General features: G+C 37.6%; 15 protein-coding genes and 2 pseudogenes. 15 read left to right on the forward strand and 2 right to left on the reverse strand.

Annotated features, from left to right (window positions below):
- Positions 1 to 108: 108 nt before the first annotated feature.
- A complete protein-coding gene (locus tag ACFINK_RS07340) occupies positions 109 to 1,029 on the forward strand; it encodes a sulfite exporter TauE/SafE family protein (RefSeq protein ID WP_375613503.1) in 921 nt (306 codons plus the stop codon).
- A 2-nt stretch (positions 1,030 to 1,031) separates the two neighbouring features.
- The gene (locus ACFINK_RS07345; protein WP_375613504.1) at positions 1,032 to 1,841 is read left to right on the forward strand and encodes a TIGR02186 family protein; all 810 of its coding nucleotides are present in this window, start codon (positions 1,032 to 1,034) and stop codon (positions 1,839 to 1,841) included.
- A 22-nt stretch (positions 1,842 to 1,863) separates the two neighbouring features.
- Here the strand turns inward: ACFINK_RS07345 and ACFINK_RS07350 are convergent, their stop codons facing one another.
- Positions 1,864 to 2,145 (reverse strand): DUF6460 domain-containing protein, encoded by a 282-nt coding sequence (locus ACFINK_RS07350; RefSeq protein WP_375621636.1) that lies wholly within the window; start codon positions 2,143 to 2,145, stop codon positions 1,864 to 1,866.
- A 1,090-nt stretch (positions 2,146 to 3,235) separates the two neighbouring features.
- Between ACFINK_RS07350 and ACFINK_RS07355 the strand changes: the two genes are divergently transcribed.
- The 12 genes from ACFINK_RS07355 (at position 3,236) to ACFINK_RS07410 (ending at position 21,376) form a co-directional block, all read left to right on the forward strand.
- On the forward strand, positions 3,236 to 4,861 hold the full coding sequence (locus tag ACFINK_RS07355) for an ABC transporter substrate-binding protein (protein ID WP_375638541.1): 1,626 nt from the start codon (positions 3,236 to 3,238) through the stop codon (positions 4,859 to 4,861).
- A 343-nt stretch (positions 4,862 to 5,204) separates the two neighbouring features.
- Positions 5,205 to 5,423 (forward strand): exodeoxyribonuclease VII large subunit, encoded by a 219-nt coding sequence (locus ACFINK_RS07360; RefSeq protein WP_375638543.1) that lies wholly within the window; start codon positions 5,205 to 5,207, stop codon positions 5,421 to 5,423.
- 356 nt (positions 5,424 to 5,779) lie between these two features.
- Positions 5,780 to 7,411, forward strand: a complete 1,632-nt coding sequence (locus ACFINK_RS07365; protein ID WP_375638545.1) for an ABC transporter substrate-binding protein — start codon at positions 5,780 to 5,782, stop codon at positions 7,409 to 7,411.
- A gap of 908 nt (positions 7,412 to 8,319) precedes the next feature.
- A complete protein-coding gene (locus tag ACFINK_RS07370; RefSeq protein WP_375638547.1) occupies positions 8,320 to 9,951 on the forward strand; it encodes an ABC transporter substrate-binding protein in 1,632 nt (543 codons plus the stop codon).
- Between the two features lie 400 nt (positions 9,952 to 10,351).
- Complete coding sequence (xseA, locus tag ACFINK_RS07375; protein ID WP_375638549.1) at positions 10,352 to 11,782, forward strand: exodeoxyribonuclease VII large subunit; 1,431 nt, start codon at positions 10,352 to 10,354, stop codon at positions 11,780 to 11,782.
- The gene (locus ACFINK_RS07380; RefSeq protein ID WP_375638551.1) at positions 11,760 to 12,386 is read left to right on the forward strand and encodes a DNA-3-methyladenine glycosylase I; all 627 of its coding nucleotides are present in this window, start codon (positions 11,760 to 11,762) and stop codon (positions 12,384 to 12,386) included. The genes xseA and ACFINK_RS07380 overlap by 23 nt, the downstream gene beginning before the upstream one ends.
- Positions 12,387 to 14,010: 1,624 nt before the next feature.
- Positions 14,011 to 15,636 (forward strand): ABC transporter substrate-binding protein, encoded by a 1,626-nt coding sequence (locus ACFINK_RS07385; protein ID WP_375638553.1) that lies wholly within the window; start codon positions 14,011 to 14,013, stop codon positions 15,634 to 15,636.
- A gap of 361 nt (positions 15,637 to 15,997) precedes the next feature.
- The gene (locus ACFINK_RS07390) at positions 15,998 to 17,614 is read left to right on the forward strand and encodes an ABC transporter substrate-binding protein (RefSeq protein WP_375612275.1); all 1,617 of its coding nucleotides are present in this window, start codon (positions 15,998 to 16,000) and stop codon (positions 17,612 to 17,614) included.
- A 110-nt stretch (positions 17,615 to 17,724) separates the two neighbouring features.
- Positions 17,725 to 18,798, forward strand: a complete 1,074-nt coding sequence (locus tag ACFINK_RS07395; RefSeq protein WP_375613823.1) for an ABC transporter permease — start codon at positions 17,725 to 17,727, stop codon at positions 18,796 to 18,798.
- Between the two features lie 2 nt (positions 18,799 to 18,800).
- Entirely contained in the window at positions 18,801 to 19,730 is a 930-nt protein-coding gene (locus ACFINK_RS07400; RefSeq protein WP_273790732.1) for an ABC transporter permease, read from the forward strand.
- A complete protein-coding gene (locus tag ACFINK_RS07405) occupies positions 19,723 to 20,607 on the forward strand; it encodes an ABC transporter ATP-binding protein (RefSeq protein WP_273790733.1) in 885 nt (294 codons plus the stop codon). Before ACFINK_RS07400 ends, ACFINK_RS07405 begins: the two co-directional genes overlap by 8 nt.
- Entirely contained in the window at positions 20,594 to 21,376 is a 783-nt protein-coding gene (locus ACFINK_RS07410) for an ABC transporter ATP-binding protein (protein ID WP_273790734.1), read from the forward strand. The genes ACFINK_RS07405 and ACFINK_RS07410 overlap by 14 nt, the downstream gene beginning before the upstream one ends.
- Before the next feature lie 550 nt (positions 21,377 to 21,926).
- Here ACFINK_RS07410 and ACFINK_RS07415 read toward each other — a convergent pair.
- Positions 21,927 to 22,677, reverse strand: a pseudogene (locus tag ACFINK_RS07415) (autotransporter domain-containing protein); the annotation flags it as partial.
- Between ACFINK_RS07415 and ACFINK_RS07420 the strand changes: the two are divergent.
- Positions 22,648 to 24,086: pseudogene (locus ACFINK_RS07420) on the forward strand (DUF637 domain-containing protein); the annotation flags it as partial. The pseudogenes ACFINK_RS07415 and ACFINK_RS07420 overlap by 30 nt on opposite strands.

Here is a 24,086-nt window from a genome sequence, read left to right on the forward strand (position 1 = left end):
CTAAAATTATCCTTTTAAACACGCAACAGAGATTATTGGAAAAGAGGATAATTGGAGAAGGATTCTCTAATTGTAAAAAAACCTCAAATTATCTTGAAGGTTCTGTAAGTGAGTATTTATTTACCAATTGCTGAAATGTCACTCAATATGCTGATCTTGATTGGTATGGGAGTCGTTGCTGGTTTTTTTTCAGGACTTTTTGGAATCGGTGGTGGGTTTCTTATCACGCCGTTATTGATTTTTTATAATATTCCTCCTGCTATTGCTGTTGGAACAGGTGCTAACCAGATGATTGCTTCATCTGTAACAGGAGCAATTACACATTTTAGAAGACGTACGCTCGATATTAAACTTGGTATTCTTTTGGCGATTGGAGGAGGGATTGGTTCTTTAATCGGGATTCAGGTTTTCTCTGTTTTGAAAAAGTTAGGTCAATTAGACTTAATGATTTCGCTTCTTTATGTGATTCTTCTTGGAAGTGTAGGAAGCTTGATGATCGTTGAAAGTTGGTATGATATGATGCGCAAGCGTAAGGCAGGAAAAGCCAATATTCGTCTTGCTGGTCGACATAATTGGATTCATCGCTTACCCTTAAAAATGCGTTTTCGGACATCTATGATATATGTTAGCATTATTCCAGTTTTAGGGATTGGTCTCATTGTGGGGTTGTTGTCTTCTATTATGGGAATTGGTGGGGGGTTCTTTATGATACCAGCATTGATTTATCTTCTGCGTGTTCCAACCAGTGTGGTGATTGGGACTTCACTTTTTCAGATTACATTTGTGTCTTCTTTCACGACAGTTTTGCAAAGTATGACTAATCAGTCCGTTGATATTGTCTTGGCTTTTTTGTTAATGCTTGGAGGAAGTATTGGTGCGCAATATGGAACACGGGTTGGACGGAAGTTAAAGGCTGAACAATTGCGTATGGCACTTGCATTTTTAGTGTTGATTGTGTGTATGCGTCTTGCTTTTCAATTATTTATACGCCCTGATAATCTTTTCTCTCTGGATATTCTTATGAGATAAAAATGGGTAGATTATTTTCTTTATACATCATTACAGGTTGCTTTTGTTTTATTTCTTTTTCTACATGGTCACATGTTGGGACGCCAGCTACATTCATTGATCAAGTTGACCACGAAACTGTCCAAATTATTGTAACAACGAATACGATTACTGTGGATGCAAATTTTGCTGGTCGTGATCTTTATATTGCTGGTGTTTTAGAAAATATTGATCCGTTATATTCTCGACAGAACCGTTATGATATTGTTGTAAGCTTAGAGGGACAAGATCGGACAATGGTGATGCGAGAAAAAAAACGCAATGCCGGTGTATGGGTCAATACAGATTCTCTTATTTTTAAAAAGGTTCCTCTTTTTTACTCTATGGTCACAACACGTGAAATTGACGATATTACGAGCATTGAAGATTATAAACGCTTAGGGTTAGGATTACTCTATTTGCCATTGCAGACGGATGAACAAGATCAGAAAAAAATACAAACCTTTCGCGATGAACTTATAAAATTGCAAAAAGCTAAAAGCCTTTATTATGAGGAAGTGGGTGGGGTTCGTTTTGGTTCTGACACACTTTTCACAGCGCATTTTCGTTTGCCAGCAAATATCCCGGTTGGACATTATAAAGTTCGTGCTTATCTTTTTCGTGATGGACAGTTTATTGATAGTGCAACAACGACTCTTGAAATTGTTAAAGCACATATCACCTATACAATTTTTTATGCAGCGCACAAGTATCGTTTTTTATACGGTATTGTTGCAGTGATTATTGCTATTACTACAGGATTTTTGTGTCGTTTGATTTTTCGAAAAGATTAACGCAAGGAAAATGTTAAGGCTTTTATTTTTTATGAAAAATTCGTAAGATAAGAAAAATAGGCACAACAACAATAGCTCCTGTCATAGTTATATGGAAGAAATTTGTAAGCGTTATAAATCCTGCTTCCCATAGTGATTGAAAAAAATCGACTATTTTTTGTATGAGGTTTCGAGGTGTCCATCCCAAAAAATTCATTACGATACCAATGAAGAATGAAAGGATAAGCAATTTTAGACTAACGCGGCGTGATTTTCCTCCAAGAAACGCATGAAAAGAATCTAATAATTTTTTTTTTCGCTTCATTTTAATATACTTTCAAAGATCGTGTTTTTTATTGTATTATCATGGTACAGCGATGTTATTATCATAAAGGAAAAACATTTTTTTATTTTTTCTTACTTTTTGAGTTTATCACCTTAGTCTGGTTAACGGTGCTGGTTTTTGAAATATACACATGTTTTATTGCATTTTTTGCGATATTTTCATGGCGCTTCTTTTATTAAATGAAGGGATATCCTTTCGTCTCGAGAATTTGTAGAGAAATTTTATAACGTTTCAGCATTTCTGATCAGAGTGAGAGTTCTAGTATATTGAAGATTTTGTAACGAACTTATTATTGTCGTGTATAGAAATAATATTTCAAGACAGTTTACTTAAAAAAAGACTATCTATTCTAATAAGGGTATGCTTATATAGGTATTATATTTAGATATTTCAACCTTAGTGCATTGAAAAGATCTTTTTTTCTGAAAAAATGTAAGCAATGAATTGAGTGTTGTTAAAGGAGCAAAGATATTAAAAATACGATGTGGAAAAAAGTTTTGTTATGTGTGGGTGCGTAAAGGAATATCAGGGGGAGCCTATGCTCCTTTTATTTAGAAATAAAATATAATTTAAAAGCTGTTATTTGGCAGAGGATTATGGAAAAATTCAAAATTCCTCTTGTAGGGGGAGGAGATCATGTCGGTTGATGGGTGAATTTTCCTGTTTTGTTAAAATGTCAAATTGTTAGTAGAGCTCTTTGTTATTAAGGCGCTTAAGCTAACAAAGAAGAGTCTTTTGATGGCATAAAAAGGCGAGAGGAAAGAAGAGACAAGCTTACCCGACAAAAGAGAGAAAATAGTGGTTTTATAGTCTTCAATCGTAGGCGTTATGACATCATGAATAGGCTCTGTTATGGGGAGCATTCATTGTATGTCAGAGTGTTTGTTGTTGCATGTTTTGGTTTGTCTTGGCTTATAGCCATGGGTAGAAGTCCGTGGTTGGTAAGTGGTGTTGTTTGAAGGTTTTAATAATACTTTGTTTGAGGCGCTTATGGATCATCTAACCTTATTATTAAGCATGTGCTTGTTGTGTGGGAAATTTATATAGTAAACTTTAAAAGGAAAAGTCTATGAACTTGAAGAAAAAAATATTACAAAATAGCAGCTCTCTTGTTTCTGCTTTTATAGCTTTGGCGATGGTTGCACAACAAGTTTCAGCAAAAACACCCGCTGATACCCTTGTGATGGCTTGGAATCTTGATGCAATTAGTACATTTGATCCGGCACAACTTAATGATGTTTATGGAAGTGAAATTGTTCGCAATGTTTGTGATAATTTGGTCAGTACTGCGACAGATGATCCTGCTAAAATGGTTCCCGCTTTAGCAACACATTGGGATGTTTCAGGTGATGATCACAGTACGGTGATTACTTTTCATTTACGTGATGGTTTGAAGTTTAATGATGGTCGATCAGCCAATGCCAATGATCTTCTTTGGGGTATGAAGCGGATTGTCAAATTGAAGATGGGTAATGCGGCAATTTTTAATGAATATGGAATTGCAGAGCAAAATGTTGATGATGCTTTGCAAGCCCCAGATAAGAAAACAGTGGTGATGAAATTTGATAAGCCTTATCCAGCAGAGCTCATTCTTAATAATATTGTTGCAAGTCCGGCAACAGCTTTGCTTGATCGTCAGACAATTATGAAGCATGAAAAAGATGGCGATTTTGGAAATCAGTATTTGAAAAGTCATGCTGCTTGTGTTGGTCCTTATCAGTTAAAAAGTTGGCGCTCTGGAGAAGCTCTTTTGTTGCGTGCAAGCTCTCACTATTGGGGACAAGCGCCTAAACTGAAGCAGATTTTAATTCGCCATGTTGCAGAGCCCGGAACACAACGTTTGTTGTTGCAAAAGCACGATATTGATGTTGCTCGTGATTTGACACCTGAAGATCTTGCAGATCTGCAAAAAACAACAGATGTTAAAATCGAAGAAGTGTTAGAACCATCTATGATGTACTGGGGATTTAACATGACAAATCCTATTTTTGCTAAGGAAAAAGTGCGTTTGGCGATGCGTTATCTCATAGATTATGAAGGTCTTGGCAAGAAGCTTCTCAAAGGTGTTGGTGTTCCACGGGCCAGTTTTATTCCTCTTGGCAACTTTGGGGCTTTAGATGAAAAAGAAGGGCAACCCTTTAAACTTGATATTGCAAAAGCCAAGCAGCTTTTAGCAGAAGCTGGTTATCCGAATGGATTTGAGGCAAATTTTCTCGTATCAAATGCTCCTTATAGGGTGTTAGTTGCTCAGTCACTCCAAGATAGTGCCGCAAAGGCGGGGGTGCGTCTTAAAATTGAACGGATGGCCGGTACACAGTTGTTTTCTAAACTTTATGCCCGGGCTTTTGATACGATTTTTGTCGGATGGAATAATGATTCTGCGGATCCTCATACCATGGCTTCACGTCTTGTTTATAATCCAGATAATCGGCTTGAGGCAAAAAATACCGCCTATCCTAGTTGGCAATATGGGTATTTGGATGAAACGATGAATCAAAAGGTTCAGGATGCATTGTTTCAAAAAGATCCGCAAAAACGGGCACAACTCTATGCTGATTTACAACGTGAATTGATGCAAAAAGGACCTTATGCGTTTATCTTTCAGAAATATACTGTTATCGCGATGACCCCTGATATCAAAAAGTGGGTTTGGAATAGTGCGCCACATATTTTTTATAGTAAAATTGAAAAATAAGAGTGTCTTCAATGCTGTTCAATAGATAAAGGGCATCGTCATGATATATTCGGCGTATTGTATAAATTTTCAAGTTTTGCAATGCGTCGAAGATCATAGGTAATGCGTGATATATTGTTGAATGTCTTTTCAAGACATTCGTTTAAAGATATTTTTCATTCTCATTAGAGGTGTATTTAAGTGGATGTTAAGATCGATATTTCAATTTTTCTGAATTAGAAAGTGGTCAATTTATTTGTTAAAAAACTGAGAGTAACATAAAAAAACTAAGTGTAACAAATATCGCGGAATTTAGTGGTGCTAAAGGTGCAAAGGTTTTGCGATGTTGAAGGAAAGTTTTGTTATGGGGGTACACAAGGGATATCAGTTTTTTATGGTGTTTATATTTTCTTTTGCTTTGAAAGATGATGAGATGTCATTTGGAGGGTGTTGTTTTACGGGGAGTGATGAAAAAATTAAATTTTCTTTTGAAGAAGGAATAAAAGTCGTTGCATTTGGCAAACTAACGAATTTTTCTGTTTTATCAAATCGTCAAATTGTTATGAAGGCTCGTTGTTATTAAGGTACTTGAGCTAAAAGGGGTAGTGCTTTGATGGTATAGAAAACGCCGGAAGAAATACGAGACAAGCTTGCTTAACAAGATAGAAAAAATACAGGTTTTATAGTCTTCAATAGTAGGCGTTATGATATCGTGATTAAGCTCTGTTGTTGGTGAGCATTCATTGTATATTAGAGTGTTTTCCTTTGTATGTTTTAGTTTGGCTTATAAGTGTAGACAAGAGGAGTCATTGGCAAGAGGTGCTTGTTCTTGAAGATTTTAAAGTTTGGTCTTTAGGAGCCTATCGTTCGTCTAAACTTAAATTAAGCACGTTTTGCTGCATGGAGAATTTATACAATAAACGTTAAAAGGAAAATTCTATGAACGTGAAAAGAAAAATATTGAAAAAGGGCAGTTCTTTTGTTTCTGCTGTTCTTGCAATGGGGATGTTTGTGCAACAAGTTTCAGCAAAAACACCCGCCGATACGCTTGTGATGGCTTGGAATCTCGATCCAATAAATACATTTGACCCTGCACAACTCAATGACCGTTATGGAATTGAAGTGGTTAACAATATTTGTGATAATTTAGTCGTTTCTGCTACAGATGATGCGGCTAAAATGGTTCCCTCGTTAGCGAAGAGCTGGGATGTTTCAAGTGATGATCAGAGTACGGTGATTACTTTTCACTTGCGTGATGGTTTAAAGTTTTATGATGGTCGTCCTGCGAATGCCAATGATCTTGTTTGGGGTATGAAGCGGGTTGTCAAATTGAAATTGTCTAATGCAGCAACATTTAATGAATATGGGATTACAGAACAAAACGTTGATGAGGCTTTTCAAGCACCGGATGACAAAACGGTGGTGATGAAATTTGATAAACCTTATCCAGCAGAGCTCATTCTTAGCAATATTTCCACTAATCGCACTGCTGCCTTGCTGGATCGTGAGACACTCATGAAAAACGAACAAGATGGTGATATGGGAAACCGATATTTGGCCAGTCATTCTGCTTGTGTTGGTCCTTATCAGCTAGAGAGTTGGCGCCCTGGAGAAGGAATTTTGTTGCGTGCAAGCTCCAATTATTGGGGGGAGGCGCCTAAATTGAAGAAGATTTTAATTCGCCATGTTGCGGAACCTGGAACACAACGTTTATTGTTGCAAAAACACGATATCGATGTTGCACGTAATCTGATGCCAGAGGATTTGGCAGATCTCCAAGCAACAACGGATATTAAAGTTGAAAAAGTTTTGGCGCCCTCCATGATCATATGGGGATTTAATGCGACAAATCCAATTTTTGCCAATGAAAAAGTGCGTTTGGCGATGCGCTATCTTATTGACTATGAAGGACTCGGTAAGACTCTTCTCAAAGATGTTGGTATTCCACGTGCAAGTTTTATTCCTCTTGGTAACCTTGGAGCTTTGGATGAAAAAGAGGGACAACCCTTTAAACTTGATCTCCAAAAAGCAAAGCAACTTTTAACGGAAGCCGGTTATCCGGATGGTTTTGAGGCCAGTATTTTTGCCGGTGCCTCTCCTTATCCTTTTGCTTTGCCTATTGCTCAGTCTCTCCAAGACAATGCAAAAAAGGTGGGGGTACGTTTTAAAATTGAACGCTTCGTAGGCACGCAGTTATTTTCAAAACTATCTGCACGTACTTTTGATACAATTTTTTTCGGATGGAATAATGATTCTGCGGATCCTCATACAATGGCTTCACGTCTTATTTATAATCCAGATAATCGGCTTGAGGCTAAAAATACAGGCTATGCGAGTTGGTGCCATGGGTATTTGGATGAAACTATGAATCAAAAGGTTCAAGATGCATTGTTTCAAAAAGATCCCAAAAAACGGGCGCAAATGTATGCTGATTTACAACGTGATTTTATGCAGAAAGGGCCTTATGCTTTTATCTATCAGACATATGTTTCTGTAGCGATGACACCTGATGTCAAAAAATGGGTTTGGAATAGTGCACCACGTATTTTTTATAGTGCAATTGAAAAATAAAAAGGTATCAGGTTTATAAAATATAAAAAAACATGGTCATGATATATTTGATGTATTGCAAAGCTCTTTAATACTTTGCAATACGTTGAATTCTATCGGGAATGGATTACCATGTTGTGTAGAGAATTTTGTTTCAAAACATTCTATTGGGAAGAGAGGTTATTTATTTCGATAAATTCTACGTATATAGATATTAATATTTGATATTTCAATTTATATGTATAAAAAGTAATAAATTTGTTTGTTGCAAAAGACAGGTGTAACGAATAAAGCAAAATTTAGTGTTTCTGAAAAAATGGGGACTTTATAAAATGTTTTGGTGAGAAAAACTGTTGTATGCGGGTACGTGGGGAAACATCAAGCTACTCTTCTCATACCTCAGGTTACATTCCTTATGACTTAAAATATGATAATCTATAGGTTCGAAGCTGTTATTTGATACGGAGTTATAATAAAGTTCGAATTTTCTTCTGAAGAAGGGTGAAAATGGTTACGAAAAAATTTATTCAGGATCATCAAAATATCAAATTGTTTTGAGGCTTTTGAAGCAATTAGAGTAGCGCTTTGATGATACTTTTTAGAAAATCGCAAGAAGAAACTTGAAAAAGAAATCTTTTTAATGAAACAAGGAAGGATTTTGGTCTGATATGCTCTGAATTATAAGTGCCGTGATGTCGTGTGCTATCGTGCGTGATAGCTTCATTTTAATCAGATCGTTTTGCGTTGCATATGTTCGTTTGTTCTATACGTATTTGGGAGGGAAGGAGCTTTTGAAAAGTGGCTGCTGCTTTTAGAGATTTTGATATTTTACCTCTAGGAGGCGTGTTTTCTAAGCATGATCTTATCATTTTTGCATGTTGTCACATGAGAAGTTATACAATAACCTTAAATCTTAAAAGGAAAATTCTATGAACGGGAAAAGAAAAATATTGAAAAAGGGCAGTTCTTTTGTTTCTGCTGTTCTTGCAATGGGGATGTTTGTGCAACAAGTTTCAGCGAAAACACCTGCCGATACGCTTGTGATGGCTTGGAATCTTGATACAATAAGTACATTTGATCCCGCACAAATCAATGACCGTTATGGTAATGAAGTTCTTGTTAATGTTTGTGATAATTTAGTCGTTTCTGCTACAGATGATGCTGCTAAAATGGTTCCTTCTTTAGCGAAGAGTTGGGATGTTTCAAGTGATGATCAGAGTACGGTGATTACTTTTCACTTGCGTGATGGTTTAAAGTTCAATGATGGTCGTCCTGCGAATGCTAATGATCTTATTTGGAGCATGAAGCGGGTTGTTCAATTGAAGATGGCTACTGCGGCGACATTTAATGAATATGGGATTACAGAACAAAACGTTGATGAGGCTTTTCAAGCACCGGACGACAAAACGGTTGTGATGAAATTTGATAAACCTTATCCAGCAGAGCTCATTCTTAGCCATTTTGCCACTAGTCGTACTCTTGCTTTGCTTGATCGTGAGACACTCATGAAACACGAAAAAAATGGTGATATGGGAAACCGGTATTTGGCAAGCCATTCTGCTTGCGTTGGTCCTTATCAGCTAGAGAGTTGGCGCCCTGGAGAAGGAATTTTGTTGCGTGCAAGCTCCAATTATTGGGGGGAGGCGCCTAAATTGAAGAAGATTTTAATTCGCCATGTTGCGGAACCTGGAACACAACGTTTATTGTTGCAAAAACACGATATCGATGTTGCACGTAATCTGATGCCAGAGGATTTGGCAGATCTCCAAGCAACAACGGATATTAAAGTTGAAAGAGTGTTAGAGCCATCCGTGATCATATGGGGGTTCAATGTGACAAACCCTATTTTTGCCAATGAAAAAGTGCGTTTAGCGATGCGCTATCTTATTGACTATGAAGGACTTGGTAAGACTCTTCTCAAAGATGTTGGTATTCCACGTGCAAGTTTTATTCCTCTTGGTAATCTTGGAGCTTTGGATGAAAAAGAGGGACAACCCTTTAAACTTGATCTCCAAAAAGCAAAGCAACTTTTAACAGAGGCAGGTTATCCGGATGGTTTTGAGGCCAGTATTTTTGCCGGTGCCTCTCCTTATCCTTTTGCTTTGCCTATTGCTCAGTCTCTCCAAGACAATGCAAAAAAGGTGGGGGTACGTTTTAAAATTGAACGCTTCGTAGGCACGCAGTTATTTTCAAAACTATCTGCACGTACTTTTGATACAATTTTTTTCGGATGGAATAATGATTCTGCGGATCCTCATACAATGGCTTCACGTCTTATTTATAATCCAGATAATCGGCTTGAGGCTAAAAATACAGGCTATGCGAGTTGGTGCCATGGGTATTTGGATGAAACTATGAATCAAAAGGTTCAAGATGCATTGTTTCAAAAAGATCCCAAAAAACGGGCGCAAATGTATGCTGATTTACAACGTGATTTTATGCAGAAAGGGCCTTATGCTTTTATCTATCAGACGTATCACACGATAGCGATGACACCTGATGTTAAAAAATGGGTTTGGAATAGTGCACCACGTATTTTTTATAGTGCAATTGAAAAATAAGAAGGTATCAAGTTTATAAAATATAAAAAACAGGGTCATGATATATTTGATGTATTGCAAAGCTCTTTAATACTTTGCAATACATTGAATTCTATCGGGAATGGATTACTATGTTGTGTAGAGAATTTTATTTCAGGAATTCTTATAGAAGATGTGTTTGTTTGGATGTTAGGATTGAATATTTTAACTTCTATTGATACAATTTTCGGATGAAATAATGACTCTAGACATCCCCGTACAACGGCTTCAAGTTTTTTTACAACCCTGATAATCGATTTGAAATTAAAAATATAAGCTGTTCTAGCCGGTGTTATGGGTATTTTGATGAAGCTATAAATCAAAAGTTTAAAGATGTGTTGTTTCAAAAAGATTCACAGAAACGGGCGTAAAGAATTGAAAAATGGTAAGTTTGTTTAGTGAAAAAACAGGTGTAACAAATGTGGCAGAATTCACTGTTTCCGAAATAGCAGGGGCTCTAAAGCGTGTTGTTGAAGAAAAGTTTGGTTATGTACGGGTGCGTGGGGAGATATCAGGGTACCGTGGTACTCATGCTTCGGGACATGCTTATTTTGCTTTAAAAGATGATAAGGCACGGTTGGAAGCTGTTATTTGGCGTGGAGTTATGGAAAAGCTCAAATTCCCTCCTGAAGAAGGGATGGAAGTAGTTGCTGTTGGTAAACTTACGACGTATCCAGGGTCATCGAAATATCAAATTGTCATTGAGGCTCTTGAACCAACGGGGGTTGGTGCTTTGATGACACTTCTTGAAAATCGTAAGAAAAAGTTTTTAGAAGAAGGCTTGTTTGATGAAGAAAAGAAAAAACCTTTGCCTTATATGCCTCGAATTTTAGGCGTTGTAACATCACCAACAGGTGCTGTTATTCGTGATATTATTCATCGTATATCCGATCGTTTTCCGTTGCATATTTTGGTTTGGCCTGTACGTGTTCAGGGGGAAACAAGTGGGAGGGAAGTGGCTGTTGCTGTTGAAGGTTTTAATGCTCTTGGTCTAGGTGGACTTATTCCAAAACCTGATCTTATTATTGTTGCACGGGGAGGAGGAAGTTTAGAAGATTTGTGGGGGTTTAATGACGAAGCTGTTGTTCGTGCTGTTTATGAATCTTCTCTTCCTGTTATTTCTGCTGTTGGGCATGAAACGGACTGGACCTTGATTGATTATGTGGCTGATTGGCGCGCTCCAACTCCTACCGCCGCAGCAGAACGGGCTGTTCCTGTTAAGCTTGATCTCGAGGTGCTGGTGGCATCGCTTGATGCACGTTTGCGCAAGGGACTCGCGCGTTATTTGGATTTTTATCGACAAAAATTGCGTGCTACTCTACGAGCTCTTCCGACTGCCGATCAACTTTTTGCTTTACCACGGCGTGGTTTGGATGAAACTTCAAGTCGATTGCAGCGTGCTCTTTGTGTAAGCTACGATAAAAAACGTTTTTCTTTTCATGCACTTGGTGTGCGTTTTTCACCGCGTTTGTTAAATAGTGAAAAAGCACAACGCAATACAAAGGAATATACGGCACGTCTTCAGCGTGCTTTTGTGCGTAGTGTGGAAAAACAACGTGCTGGGTTAGAGGTAGTATCTAGGCTTTTAAGAAGCACTTCATATCAGAATATTTTGGAGCGCGGTTTTGTTTTGGCTTTGGGGAAAGATCATAAGCCCATTAAACGATTGGTTCAGTTTCCTGAAACAGGGCAAATAAATTTACGCTTTTTTGATGGAGATATCAGTGTTGCAACACAAGAACCTGTTTTTTCTAAACGGTCAAAACACAAGCAGATAAAGTCGCCAAGCGATGATCAAGGAACTCTCTTTTAATACGGTTAATGCCATGCTTGCGGAAGGTCTTCTTAAGGGAGTGGATGAAAAAGTTCGTTGCGCATGGGCTGGAACGGATCCACTTTATTGTGCTTATCATGATACCGAATGGGGAAAGCCTATTTTTGAGGATATTCGTTTGTTTGAGAAAATTTGTCTTGAAGGTTTCCAAGCGGGGCTTTCTTGGTTTACAATTTTAAAAAAACGCTCTTTTTTTCGCGTTGCATTTGATCACTTTGACTTTGAAAAGATTGTTCATTACGATGAGCTAAAGGTGAAAATGTTAATGCAAAATAAAGACATTGTTCGCCATCAAGGAAAAATTCAATCAGTGCTTAATAATGCACTTAGAGCACAAGAAATTATAACAGAGTGGGGAAGTTTGTCCCGCTATTTTTGGTCTTTTCAGCCACCACAATCAGAGCGTTATGAAAAGATAGACTTTCAAACACTGTTGGCTAACCCTATGACACCTGCTTCTCTTCGTCTTTCTCAAGACTTGAAGAGACGTGGCTGGACATTCGTTGGTCCCACAATTTGTTATGCTTTTATGCAGTCCGTAGGGATTGTTAATGATCATCTTGAAGGATGTTTTTGTCGATAAATTGGCAAACTGTCTTTTGTAAGAGTAATGATCAATAGGATAATAATTGAATTATTTAATAAATGTATAGATTATACAATTCCACTGTATAAGATAATTGAAATATACAAACTATACAATATTAATGATTTTCTACTGTTGTTGGCACTAAAAACGATAAAGGTATAATTTTGAGGATGAAAAAACAGATGCCAAAAGAAGTGATACCTTAACTGTTATGTATCTGAAGTGAGATAATGGTAATGTCTTGTATGTTTTAAAGAAACATTTAGTACACCAAAACCCATTTCGCGGTGGCGCCCGTGAATGGTATGACAGTAAATCCATTGTGCACTCCATCTTTACGCTTATGAAGGAGCAAATCGGCACCATCACACACTTTACTAGCTCTCAATGTTGTGCAACAGTCTTTGGCATTTGTAATGGTTGAGAAGAGTTTTTTTTATTTCTGTTAATGACATGACGGTTATAATTAATGAATATTTTATTCATGATTATTGACGAATGCAAAGTGGTTTTTAGATGGGGTGCTGTTGTTGCATTGTTTTACTTTGCTTGTATGACTGTCGGTTTATTTATATGTAGGTCGATTGCTCAATGCTTACCTAGGTAATAAAAATAAAATACAGCGATGAAAAATTGAAGTTAAATGACTCAAGCTGCTTGTGTTAGGTTTTATTATCTGATAACTTTCCTTCACTAGAGAGGAATTTTACTGCGTGTGAGCTCCAGTTTTGGGAGGATACTTAAGCTCAGACAGACTGGTATTCACTGCATTGCTTCGTTGAATCTCTGTATGTTTCCGCTGGAAACGAGAGTTCTATTGCGGTATGTTGTTTTCTGTTCTATTTTTATGGTGGTAAAGCAATGATGCACACTAAAGTTTAGAAGGGTTTATATTCGTTATGTCTTTTGGGGGGGGAAGCGTCTAATGAATTTTGTTTTTATCAATGGGGGATGCATTTTAGTGTATATTCTTTTATTGTAAGCTTTATTTCTCAAAAGATAAAGCGTGGAAGGAATGATTCTTCTCATTTTTCCTTTATCTTTGTTAACGCGTTTGGTTTTGTTGGTAAAAACGTAAAACTTTTGACACTTATTTTTCAAAAGATTAAGCAGCTTTTTGTGGGGGATAGCGTTTTAGAAAAGATATTTTCTTATGTCTTTCTGCTGTTCCAGTGTCGTTTTTGTCATGTAGTAAAGATGCGCCGTATCTTGAAACAGTGTTTGAGGGGGATGACTATTTTAAAAGTTTGCATATTTTATTTTAAATGTCGCCTAAAGGAATAGAATAATGAATTCATAAATTTTTGCGTAATGATTTTTTTAAAGCTCACTATTTTTGGGGCGACAAGGCTTATTGATGATTAATAGAGAACTGATATAGTGCATTATCATATGCAAAGAGGTTATGAAAAGAATGTAATACTGGTTAGCAAAACATATATTGCATGTTCGTTATGGTTTATTGAGACGTAAGTCAATGAATTTATCAAGTAGATGACTCTGTGTAGGTGATTAAAAATATAGGCGATTAGAACGTATTTATTCAATGTTATAATTATAAATTTGCTATATTATTTCAGCGTCATTAATTGATAAAAATAAATAAAGGGAAAAGTTTATGAACTTGAAGAAAACAATATTGAAAAGTAGCAGCTCTCTTGTTGCTGCTCTTATGGCTTTGGGCGTAGTTGTACAACAGGTTTCAGCAAAAACACCCGCTGATACCCTTGTGATGGCTTGGAATCTTGATGCAATCAGTACGTTTGATCCCGCACAACTTAATGATGTTTATGGAAGTGAAATTATTTACAATATTTGTGATAACTTGGTGAGTACTGCGACAGATGATCCTGCTAAAATGGTTCCCGTTTTAGCAACACATTGGGATGTTTCAGGTGATGATCACAGTACGGTGATTACTTTTCATTTACGTGATGGTTTGAAGTTTAATGATGGCAGATCAGCCAATGCCAATGATCTTGTTTGGGGTATGAAGCGGATTGTCAAATTGAAGATGGGTAATGCGGCAATTTTTAATGAATATGGAATTACAGAACAAAATGTTGATGATGCTTTGCAAGCTCCCGATGAGAAAACGGTTGTGATGAAATTTGATAAGCCTTATCCAGCAGAGCTCATTCTTAATAATATTGTTGCGAGTCGTGCAACAGCTTTGCTTGATCGTAAGACGATTATGAAACACGAAAAAGATGGCGATTTTGGAAATCAGTATTTGAAAGGTCATGCTGCTTGTGTTGGTCCTTATCAGTTAAAAAGTTGGCGCCCTGGAGAAGCTCTTTTGTTGCGTGCAAGCTCTCACTATTGGGGACAAGCGCCTAAACTGAAGCAGATTTTAATTCGCCATGTTGCAGAGCCCGGAACACAACGTTTGTTGTTGCAAAAACATGATATTGATGTTGCTCGTAATTTGACACCTGAAGATCTTGCAGATCTGCAAAAAACAACAGATGTTAAAGTTGAAAGAGTGTTAGTGCCAACTATGATGTACTGGGGATTCAATACGACGAATCCTATTTTTGCTAAGGAAAAAGTACGTTTGGCGATGCGTTATCTCATAGATTATGAAGGTCTTGGCAAGAAGCTTCTCAAAGGGATTGGTATCCCACGGGCCAGTTTTATTCCTCTTGGCAACTTTGGGGCTTTGGATGAAAAAGAGGGGCAACCCTTTAAACTTGATATTGCAAAAGCCAAGCAGCTTTTAGCAGAAGCTGGTTATCCGAATGGATTTGAGGCAAATTTTCTCGTGTCAAACACTCCTTATACTTTGTTACTTGCTCAGTCACTCCAGGATAGTGCTGCACAGGCGGGCGTACGTCTTAAAATTGAACGTGTAGCAGGTACACAGTTATTTTCAAAAGTGGATGCTCGAGCTTTTGATACGGCTTTTATCGGATGGAATAATGATTCTGCGGATCCTCATACCATGGCTTCACGTCTTATTTTCAATCCAGATAATCGTTTTGAGGCTAGAAATACAGCCTATCCTAGTTGGAAGCATGGGTATTTTGATGCTAAGATGAATCAAAAAGTTGAAGAAGCGTTGTTTCAAAAAAATCCGCAAAAACGAGCGCAACTCTATGCTGATTTACAACGTGAATTAATGCAAAAAGGACCTTATGCGTTTATCTTTCAACAATATAGCGTTGTCGCGATGACGCCTGATGTCAAAAAATGGGTTTGGAATAGTGCACCGCGTATTTTTTATAGTAAAATTGAAAAATAAGTGTGTCTTTTTAGTGTTATCAAAGCTAAAAAGAGCTTAATCATAATTGCATGATGAAAATATTCTCCCATATAAAGCTCTTCAGTTTTTTTAGGATGAAACTGTGAGGGATGTTTGTGTAGTAGCAGTATATAATTAAGATCGTTTATAGGGAGCGATGAATATAGAAAGTTATATTGGGGAGGATCTTTGTTTATGGTTATAGATTCTCTGCATCCCGAATATAGACTGATGTATAAGAAAATTATTTTGTAGATGCTTAGTTTGATTAAATGAAATTGATGTCTAATGCTATGCTATTTAAGCAAAATCACAATCACTTTGTGTGAAAAGGTAGAAGAATACAAAAGGAAGAGATAAAATGGGAAAACAAAGAATATTGAAAAAAATTTCTATTTTATTAAGCTCAATCATTTTTTTTAATGGGGCTGTAACAACGGCATTCAGTGCCTCATCTAAAGATATATTGGTAATGGCATGGAATATTGATTCAATTAGTAGTTTTGATCCAGCGCAAACTGTTGAGGTTGTGACGAGTGAGTTATTAACGAATATTTGCAGCGCGTTAGTGCAATATGATGAGCATGATCCTACAAAAATTCGCCCTGCTATGGCAAAATCTTGGGACGTTTTAGACAATGGCAAAAGAATAGTCTTTCATCTTCGTGATGATTTAAAGTTTAATGATGGAAGGATGGCTACAGCGCAAGATTTGGTATGGTCGATGCGACGGATTATTAAATTAGGATTAAGCTATGCTCAATCTTTAATGGATTATGGGTTTACCAAAAACAATATTGAAACAAATATTCAGGCTCTTGATGATAAGACTTTACAATTAAAATTAGATAAACCCTATCCTATTCAGCTCATATTGACTGTTATTGGACAATCTTATGCTTCTGCTTTGCTTGATCGGAAAACAATTGAAGCACAGAGTATTAACGGTGATATGGGGAATAAATATTTAGCAACACATACAGCTTGTGTTGGACCTTATAAATTGGTGAGCTGGTCTCCAGGAGATAAAGTTGTGTTAGAGGCGACACAACATTATTGGGGCGATGTGCCTAAAATTAAGCAGATTGTTGTGCAGCATGTAGCGGATTCATCAAGTCAAAGACTTCTTTTGGAAAAAGGTGATGTGGATATAGTGCGTGATCTTTCTTCAGAGGATATTTTAGATCTTGAAAAAAAAGGAGGCCCAGTCAAAATTAGTCGTGTTTTGCGTCCGCAGATTATTTACTTATCGTTAAATAATAAGAATGCAATTTTTGCGAATGAAAAGGTCAGATTGGCACTTCGTTATTTGGTTGATTATGAAGGTCTTGGAAAAACTGTTTTGAAAGGGATTGCTATTCCTCGGGCAACTTATATGTCTTTAGGTGTTCCAGGTGCTTTAGATGAAAAAGAAGGTTTGCCTTTTCAGTTGGATTTGAAAAAAGCAAAACAACTGATTACTGAAGCTGGTTATCCTAATGGGTTTAAAGCTAATCTTTTAGTTGGAAGCCTTAGTTATATGTCGTCTGTTGCACAGTCTATTCAAGCCAATGCACGCAAAATTGGTGTTGAGCTTACAATTGAAAAAATGGCACAAAATCAATTGTTGAGCCGTGTACGTGGTGGAAATTATGATACTGCTATTATGGGGTGGGGGAGTGCCGATCCTGATGGACATCCTGCTTCATTAAATCACGTGTTTAACCCTGATCCAACATTTACAAAAAAGCACAATATGTATTTAGCTTGGCGCGCTGGGTATTATGATGAAAATATTAATAACATGGTGATGGATGCTTTGTTTGAGAAAGACCCCAATAAGCGTATCATGCAATATCGTACTTTACAGCATTATGTGCTAGAGCATGGTCCTATGGTTTATTTATTTCAGACATATTATACCGTTGGTATGGGACCTGATGTCAAAAAATGGATTTGGAACAGTTATAGACTTTATTACAATGAAGCAGAAAAATAAAAAGAAGCATGTTATAGAAAAGGATTGTAGAACATGCTTAATAAGAGATTGTTTTGTTATATAAAAAGGTATTTGCTTTATGTTTTGTCGCTACAGAGGGGATTTTTATAATGGTTTTGCCACTTTCAGAGACTGAAAGAGCTGTATCAGAAAAGCAGAAAAAATTATTTTTATGGGATTTTTTATGCAAAGGATTGAAACTTCTTATTTCAGTTTTTATCACATTGCTTGGGTTGGTGACGATCACTTTTTTTCTTGGTCATCTTCTTCCTCTAGATCCGGTTCTGTCTATTCTTGGTGATAATATCAGTCAGGAAGCTTATGATGCAATGTATTATAAGCTGGGTCTTGATAAGCCGTTGATTGTCCAATATTGGAAGTATCTTCATAATGTATTTTTGTTTGATTTTGGAGATGCTTTAACTTCTGGGCGACCTGTTCTAGCGGATATTATGCGTGTGTTTCCTGCAACATTAGAGCTTGCAACCGTTGCTATTGTTATTGGCACAAGTCTTGGAATTCCATTTGGTGTTTTTGCAGCAATGTATCGCGATTCATTTATTGATTATGTTGTCCGTGTTTTTACACTTGTAAGTTATTCTACTCCAACATTTTGGCTCGGATTAATGGCGTTGTTAATATTTTACGCCAAGCTTGGCTGGGTTGGTGGCCCAGGACGACTTGATTTTCTTTATGAATATTCTTTTGAACCCAAAACAGGATTTTTCCTTTGGGATACTGCAAGCCAAGGACAATGGGAGGCTTTTGGTAATGTTTTTAGTCACGTTATTATGCCTGCTTTGATCTTGGCTTTCGGTGCTATGGCTTATATTAGCCGTATGACTCGTGGGTTTATGATTGAGCAGCTTAATCAGGAATATATCATTACTGCACGTGTAAAGGGATTATCGTGGGCGCGAACCGTTTGGGGGCATGCCTTTCGAAATGCTGCTGTTCAAATTATTACTGTTGTTGCACTTTCTTATGCTTTTTTATTAGAAGGGGCTGTTTTAACGGAGACAGTTTTTGCTTGGCCTGGTTTTGGACATTACTTGACAAATGCTCTTTTAGCCGGAGATATGAATGCAGTTGTAGGATGTACTTTACTTGTAGGATTTATCTTTGTCGCCATTAATTTATTTTCTGATTTGCTTTATCGCATTTTTGATCCAAGGACACGTTGAATATGACAGTAAGTAATCATCATAAATCGCAATCATCATCTTCTTTAGGTAGTTGGTTAAACGATCCTGTTCCAAACTCCATAATTCAAGCGAACATACAAAGAATTTATCACGCACTGGCTAAGTTTTTTCATAACTTTTCGGCTGTATTCGGTCTGCTTATTATTTGTATTATTATCATATGTGCATTTTTTGCTCCTTGGATTGCTACGCATGATTTTCTTAGCAATGATCTAGGGCATCGGTTGCAGCCACCCTCTATGGCGCATTATTTTGGAACAGATGAATTGGGACGTGATATTTTTAGTCGCCTTGTTTTTGGTTCCCGTATTACTCTTTATGTTGTTTTTCTTACAACAGTTATTGTAGGTCCAATAGGGCTTATTGTTGGAACTGTATCTGGTTATATGGGCGGATGGGTTGATACTGTGCTCATGCGCATTGTCGATATTTTTCTTGCTTTTCCAGGTTTGATTTTAGCTCTTGCATTTTCAGCCGCATTGGGACCAGGGATTGAAAATGCTTCTATTGCAATTTCAATTGCAGCATGGCCACCAATTGCACGTTTAGCACGTGCTGAGACTTTGACAATACGTTCTTCTGATTATGTTTCTGTAGTTCGCTTGCAAGGGGCCTCTGCTTGGCGAATTATTTTGTTTCATGTTGCGCCCATGTGTATTCCTTCAGTGATTGTACGATTAACTTTGGATATGTCTGGAATTATTTTAACGGCTGCTGGTCTTGGTTTTTTAGGGTTGGGAGCTCAACTTCCAAGTCCTGAATGGGGTGCGATGCTTTCTTCAGGGCGGGAATTTATGATGACAAATTGGTGGTTGGCGGCAATACCAGGCTGTGCAATATTATTTGCAAGTCTTGCTTTCAACCTTTTAGGTGATGGTCTTCGTGATGTATTGGATCCACGCAATGGGTAATAAATTATTAGAAGTAGAAGATTTACGTATTTCTTTTCCTACAACGCGCGGCATTTCAGAAGTTGTGCGTGGCGTTAGTTTTTCTGTTGGAAAAGAAAAAATTGGAATTGTTGGTGAATCCGGATCTGGAAAATCGATGACTGGGCGCGCAATACTAAGATTGAGTCCAAAAGCAGCCATTGTTAAAGCTAAAAAAATGCGCTTTGAGGATGTTGATTTATTGGCCGCAAGTGAACCTCAGATGCGAAAAATCCGTGGGAAACGTATTTCAATGATTTTACAGGATCCCAAATATTCACTTAATCCATTAATACGGATCGGGGAACAGATTATGGAGGCTTACCGTATTCATTACCGTGTTTCAAAAGCTGAAGCGAGGGAGCGCACCATATCTATGTTAGAATCTGTTCATATTCGTGATCCTGAACATGTGATGCGTCTCTTTCCTCATGAAATATCTGGGGGGATGGGGCAGCGCGTGATGATTGCAATGATGCTCATTCCAAAACCTGATTTAATTATTGCTGATGAGCCAACATCTGCACTTGATATTACGGTCAGACGACAAGTTTTATCTGTATTAGATGAACTTGTGACAAAATCTGGAACGGGACTTATTTTCATTAGTCATGATTTAAATATGATTGCTGATTTTTGTGATCGTATTTTGGTGATGTATGCGGGCCGTGTCTTAGAAGAGTTGCCTGCTTCTGATTTGTCTCACGCTTGTCATCCTTATACAAAGGCGTTGCTCGCGAGTTTGCCACGGCTTGATAATCCAGTTGATATTTTGGCTGTTCCTGAGCGTGATCCTGATTGGTTGTATAATCCTACGATTGTTAATGGCGTTGAGGAGGTTCCTCATGACAAATTGTGAGAATATTATTGATGTTTCTAATTTATCTGTAACTTTTGGGCACAGGCATAAGGCAGTAACAGTTGTTAAAAATGTTAATTTTCATATTAAGCGTGGTGAAGCTTATGGTTTGATTGGTGAATCCGGATGTGGAAAGTCAACTATTTTGAATACATTGGTGGGGCTTATTCCAGATTATAGTGGAAAATTCCTTTTTGCTGGACAAGAAGTTGAAAAGAAAAGAAGTAAGGATTTTTTACGCTGTATTCAAATGGTTTTTCAAGATCCTTATGCTTCGCTGCATCCAAGAAAAATGGTCCATACGGTTCTTTCTGAATCGCTCAAAATCCATGGAATGGATAATCAAAGAGAGCGGGTGGAGGATGCTTTAGATTCCGTTGGTTTAGATTCTTCATTTCTTTATCGTTATCCTCATGAGTTGTCTGGAGGGCAGCGTCAGCGTATTGCTCTTGCACGTGCTTTAATTATTGAGCCAGAGGTGTTGTTGCTTGATGAGCCAACATCTGCATTGGATGTGTCGGTACAGGCTGAAATTTTAAACTTGTTGAAATCACTGCGCGTGAGAAAAAAGCTTACTTATTTAATGGTATCCCATGATCTTGCTGTTGTTGCACATATTTGTGAACGTGTTGGAATTATGCATAAAGGGATTATTCTTGAAGAGCTTAGCAATGATGAATTGCGTAATCTACATGCGCAACACGATTATACAAAGGAGTTTTTTGAAGCAAGTATAGAGCCTATTGTCCATAGAGAGCAAAGAGCATGATCAATTTTACAGAAGAGAAAATGCAATTTTATTTGTTTTGAAGTTTCTGGAGATGTTTGGCGGCATTGTTAAGAGGGAAGGGGATAATAGGATTTTTTCAGTATGAATTTTCTGGGCAGTGTTTGAGCTGTAATATTTTAAATCCTATTAGAACTTCCATTTTGAAATATATGAGTGACTTATAACATACATCCCTTTGTTTGATATTATTGCATTATTTTTTACTTATCATTTTATGTTCAAAAGTTTTATTTTGGAATTTTAAGCATTAAATTCGTGAGAAATAACAAACGATAGTAATGTTGTATTTTCTAGAAAAGCTTCTCATTATTTTACAATATCATTTTGTTTTTGGTTGTTCTCTTTTTTACAGTTTTATTCTTTATAAAAAGAATTTTTTGTAAAAAACATCCAATGGTCAATGACTGTCTTCAAATATTTCGCTGTTCTCTATTTAAAAAAGCGCTTAAAAACAGCTTATAATAAACCAAAAAGGCAGCAATATGCTGCCTTTTTGTTAAATTGAATAGGCTATTTTTACAGTCTTGATTTAAAACTGATAGAGTATTCCTCCTGAAAAGCTTGCACCACTTATACCAGTTTTTGAAGCTTTTGTTGATAGCTGACATCACCATGAAGGGAGAGGTTAGCGGACAATTGTGGGCCACCTTCAACGAAACTTCCCGAGGGGTCACATTTATAATACTTATCAATATGGAATGTCTGATCATCACCAAAGGTTTTGATTAAGTTTACTTTTCCATAGAAAGACATAGGACGGCTGTTTTCAGTGGCAATGGTTTTTGTCAAACGTCCACCAACACGGGATTATCCATTGAGAAGGATTTTGCATCTTAATGGTCAGATTATCAGCATCTTTAATGGTATCAAACATCAAATGTTGATAGGCAAGCTGTGCCTGCGGTTCGAATGTTACGCCTTGGATACCCGTTGCAAATTGTTTGCTAACAGTTGTGGAGATCGCCAACATTTTTGCATTTTTCAATTTTGTGGTTGTACTAATGAGGGCATTGGTGATCTTTCCCTTTAGGAAGACATAGGATAACAGCGTATCAAGATAGAAACTACTTGTCATGTTGTATGGTTCCATAGGTTGTGAGTAACCATTTTTCCACAGTACTCTTATTTGCATCTTGCATATCTTTTGGGGTGAAAGAGAGTTGCCCGTAGGTTCGGACAAGACCCAAATGTGTTGTAGATATTTTTTCCTTCTGCACGACAAGGTTAATAGCTCCTTGTAGAACAGCATAGTGAAGATTAGCACTGCTATAACCATATCTACTAGAAGTACTTTATCCAATGGCGCCTTTACGCTTATAGCAAAAAGTCATGATCCGTCATTGGGGCAAGTTGCTCTGGTTTTAAATGGTGAAGACGGTGTTCTCAAAAGTGGTGGCGCTTTTGTTTTAACCGCAGATGTTTTGGACAATGCCGGCAGTATTGGCTCAAGTGGTGATGGGGTTGCGCTCAATGTGAGCGCTGATCTGAGTAATAGTGGGCTGATTTATACCAAGAAATCTGCCATTTTCTCCTTAGATGGGGATTTTATCAATAAGTTTGCCGATGTCATTGCTGAAGACAATCTCATCATCCGTGGTTTAAGTGGAGAGCGGGCTGGTCATGTGATCAACAGCTCGGGTCTTTTAGAAGCCGTGTCAGGCGATATGATCTTCGATGTCTCAGCGCTTACCAACATGCGCGAAGGTGGGGTTGAAGTTAGCGATAAAGTGATTTCTCACAGTTACGTGCGAGGAGAATGGGAAAATATCCCAAATGTTGATAAACACACAAGGATCAAGAAAAATATCGACACTACGATCATTCGTCAGCAGCCTCATTTTACCAATAATGCGGCACAGATTTTGGTAGGGCGTCATCTCACGGTCCATGCCGGTGATATCCGCAATAGCTATAGTTTGATTGCTGCTAATGGCAACATTGAGATGCAGGGTGATACGCTGCTCAATGAGGGGCGTGATTTAATTGAAACAACCAAGATTGTAACTGAAACACGCTACAGATATAAGCAATGTAGTGCCACAAATCCAGCATGTATAGGGCAAGGTGCAGAAGAATGGGATGGTCCTACTTTTACCCAAACACTCAAACGCACTTATGATGCTGTTTACGGCACGATTGAAGCTGGTGGCACGCTTGATGCCAAGTTGACAGGCTATATTGACAATCATGCGGTGCGTGAGGGGGTTGAGCAAGTTGGCTTAAGCTCTGGCGATAAAGGTTTGGCTGGTGTTAAAAACACCGATTTTGACGGTTCCAAACCACTGATTAGTGATGATCGATTAGACGGTATTATCAATGGTTTGAAAGGGCACAAAGGGCTTTTTGCACCAAGCACAAAAACACCCGCACCAGAATCCATACAAGTGCCAACGCAAGATGGGCTTAACTCTGTCAAGACAGAATTGGCTCAGACCCAAACACCGGATGTGCCATTTTTAGTCGAGACGCGTCCAGATTTTATCAACCCAAGTAAATTTTTAGGATCGGACTATTACTTAAAAAAGATTGGCAATTATAAGCCTGAGCACGTGTTCAAAAAGTTGGGGGATGCTTATTTTGAATATCGTCTGGTGGGTGAGCAAATCTTTGAACTGACAGGCAATCGCACTCTTCTTGATGTTGAAGATCCCAATGCTCAAATGCAAAGGCTCTATGACAATGCTGTGGA

This window comes from Bartonella sp. AA16NXGY, from assembly GCF_042197325.1.
GTDB lineage: Bacteria > Pseudomonadota > Alphaproteobacteria > Rhizobiales > Rhizobiaceae > Bartonella.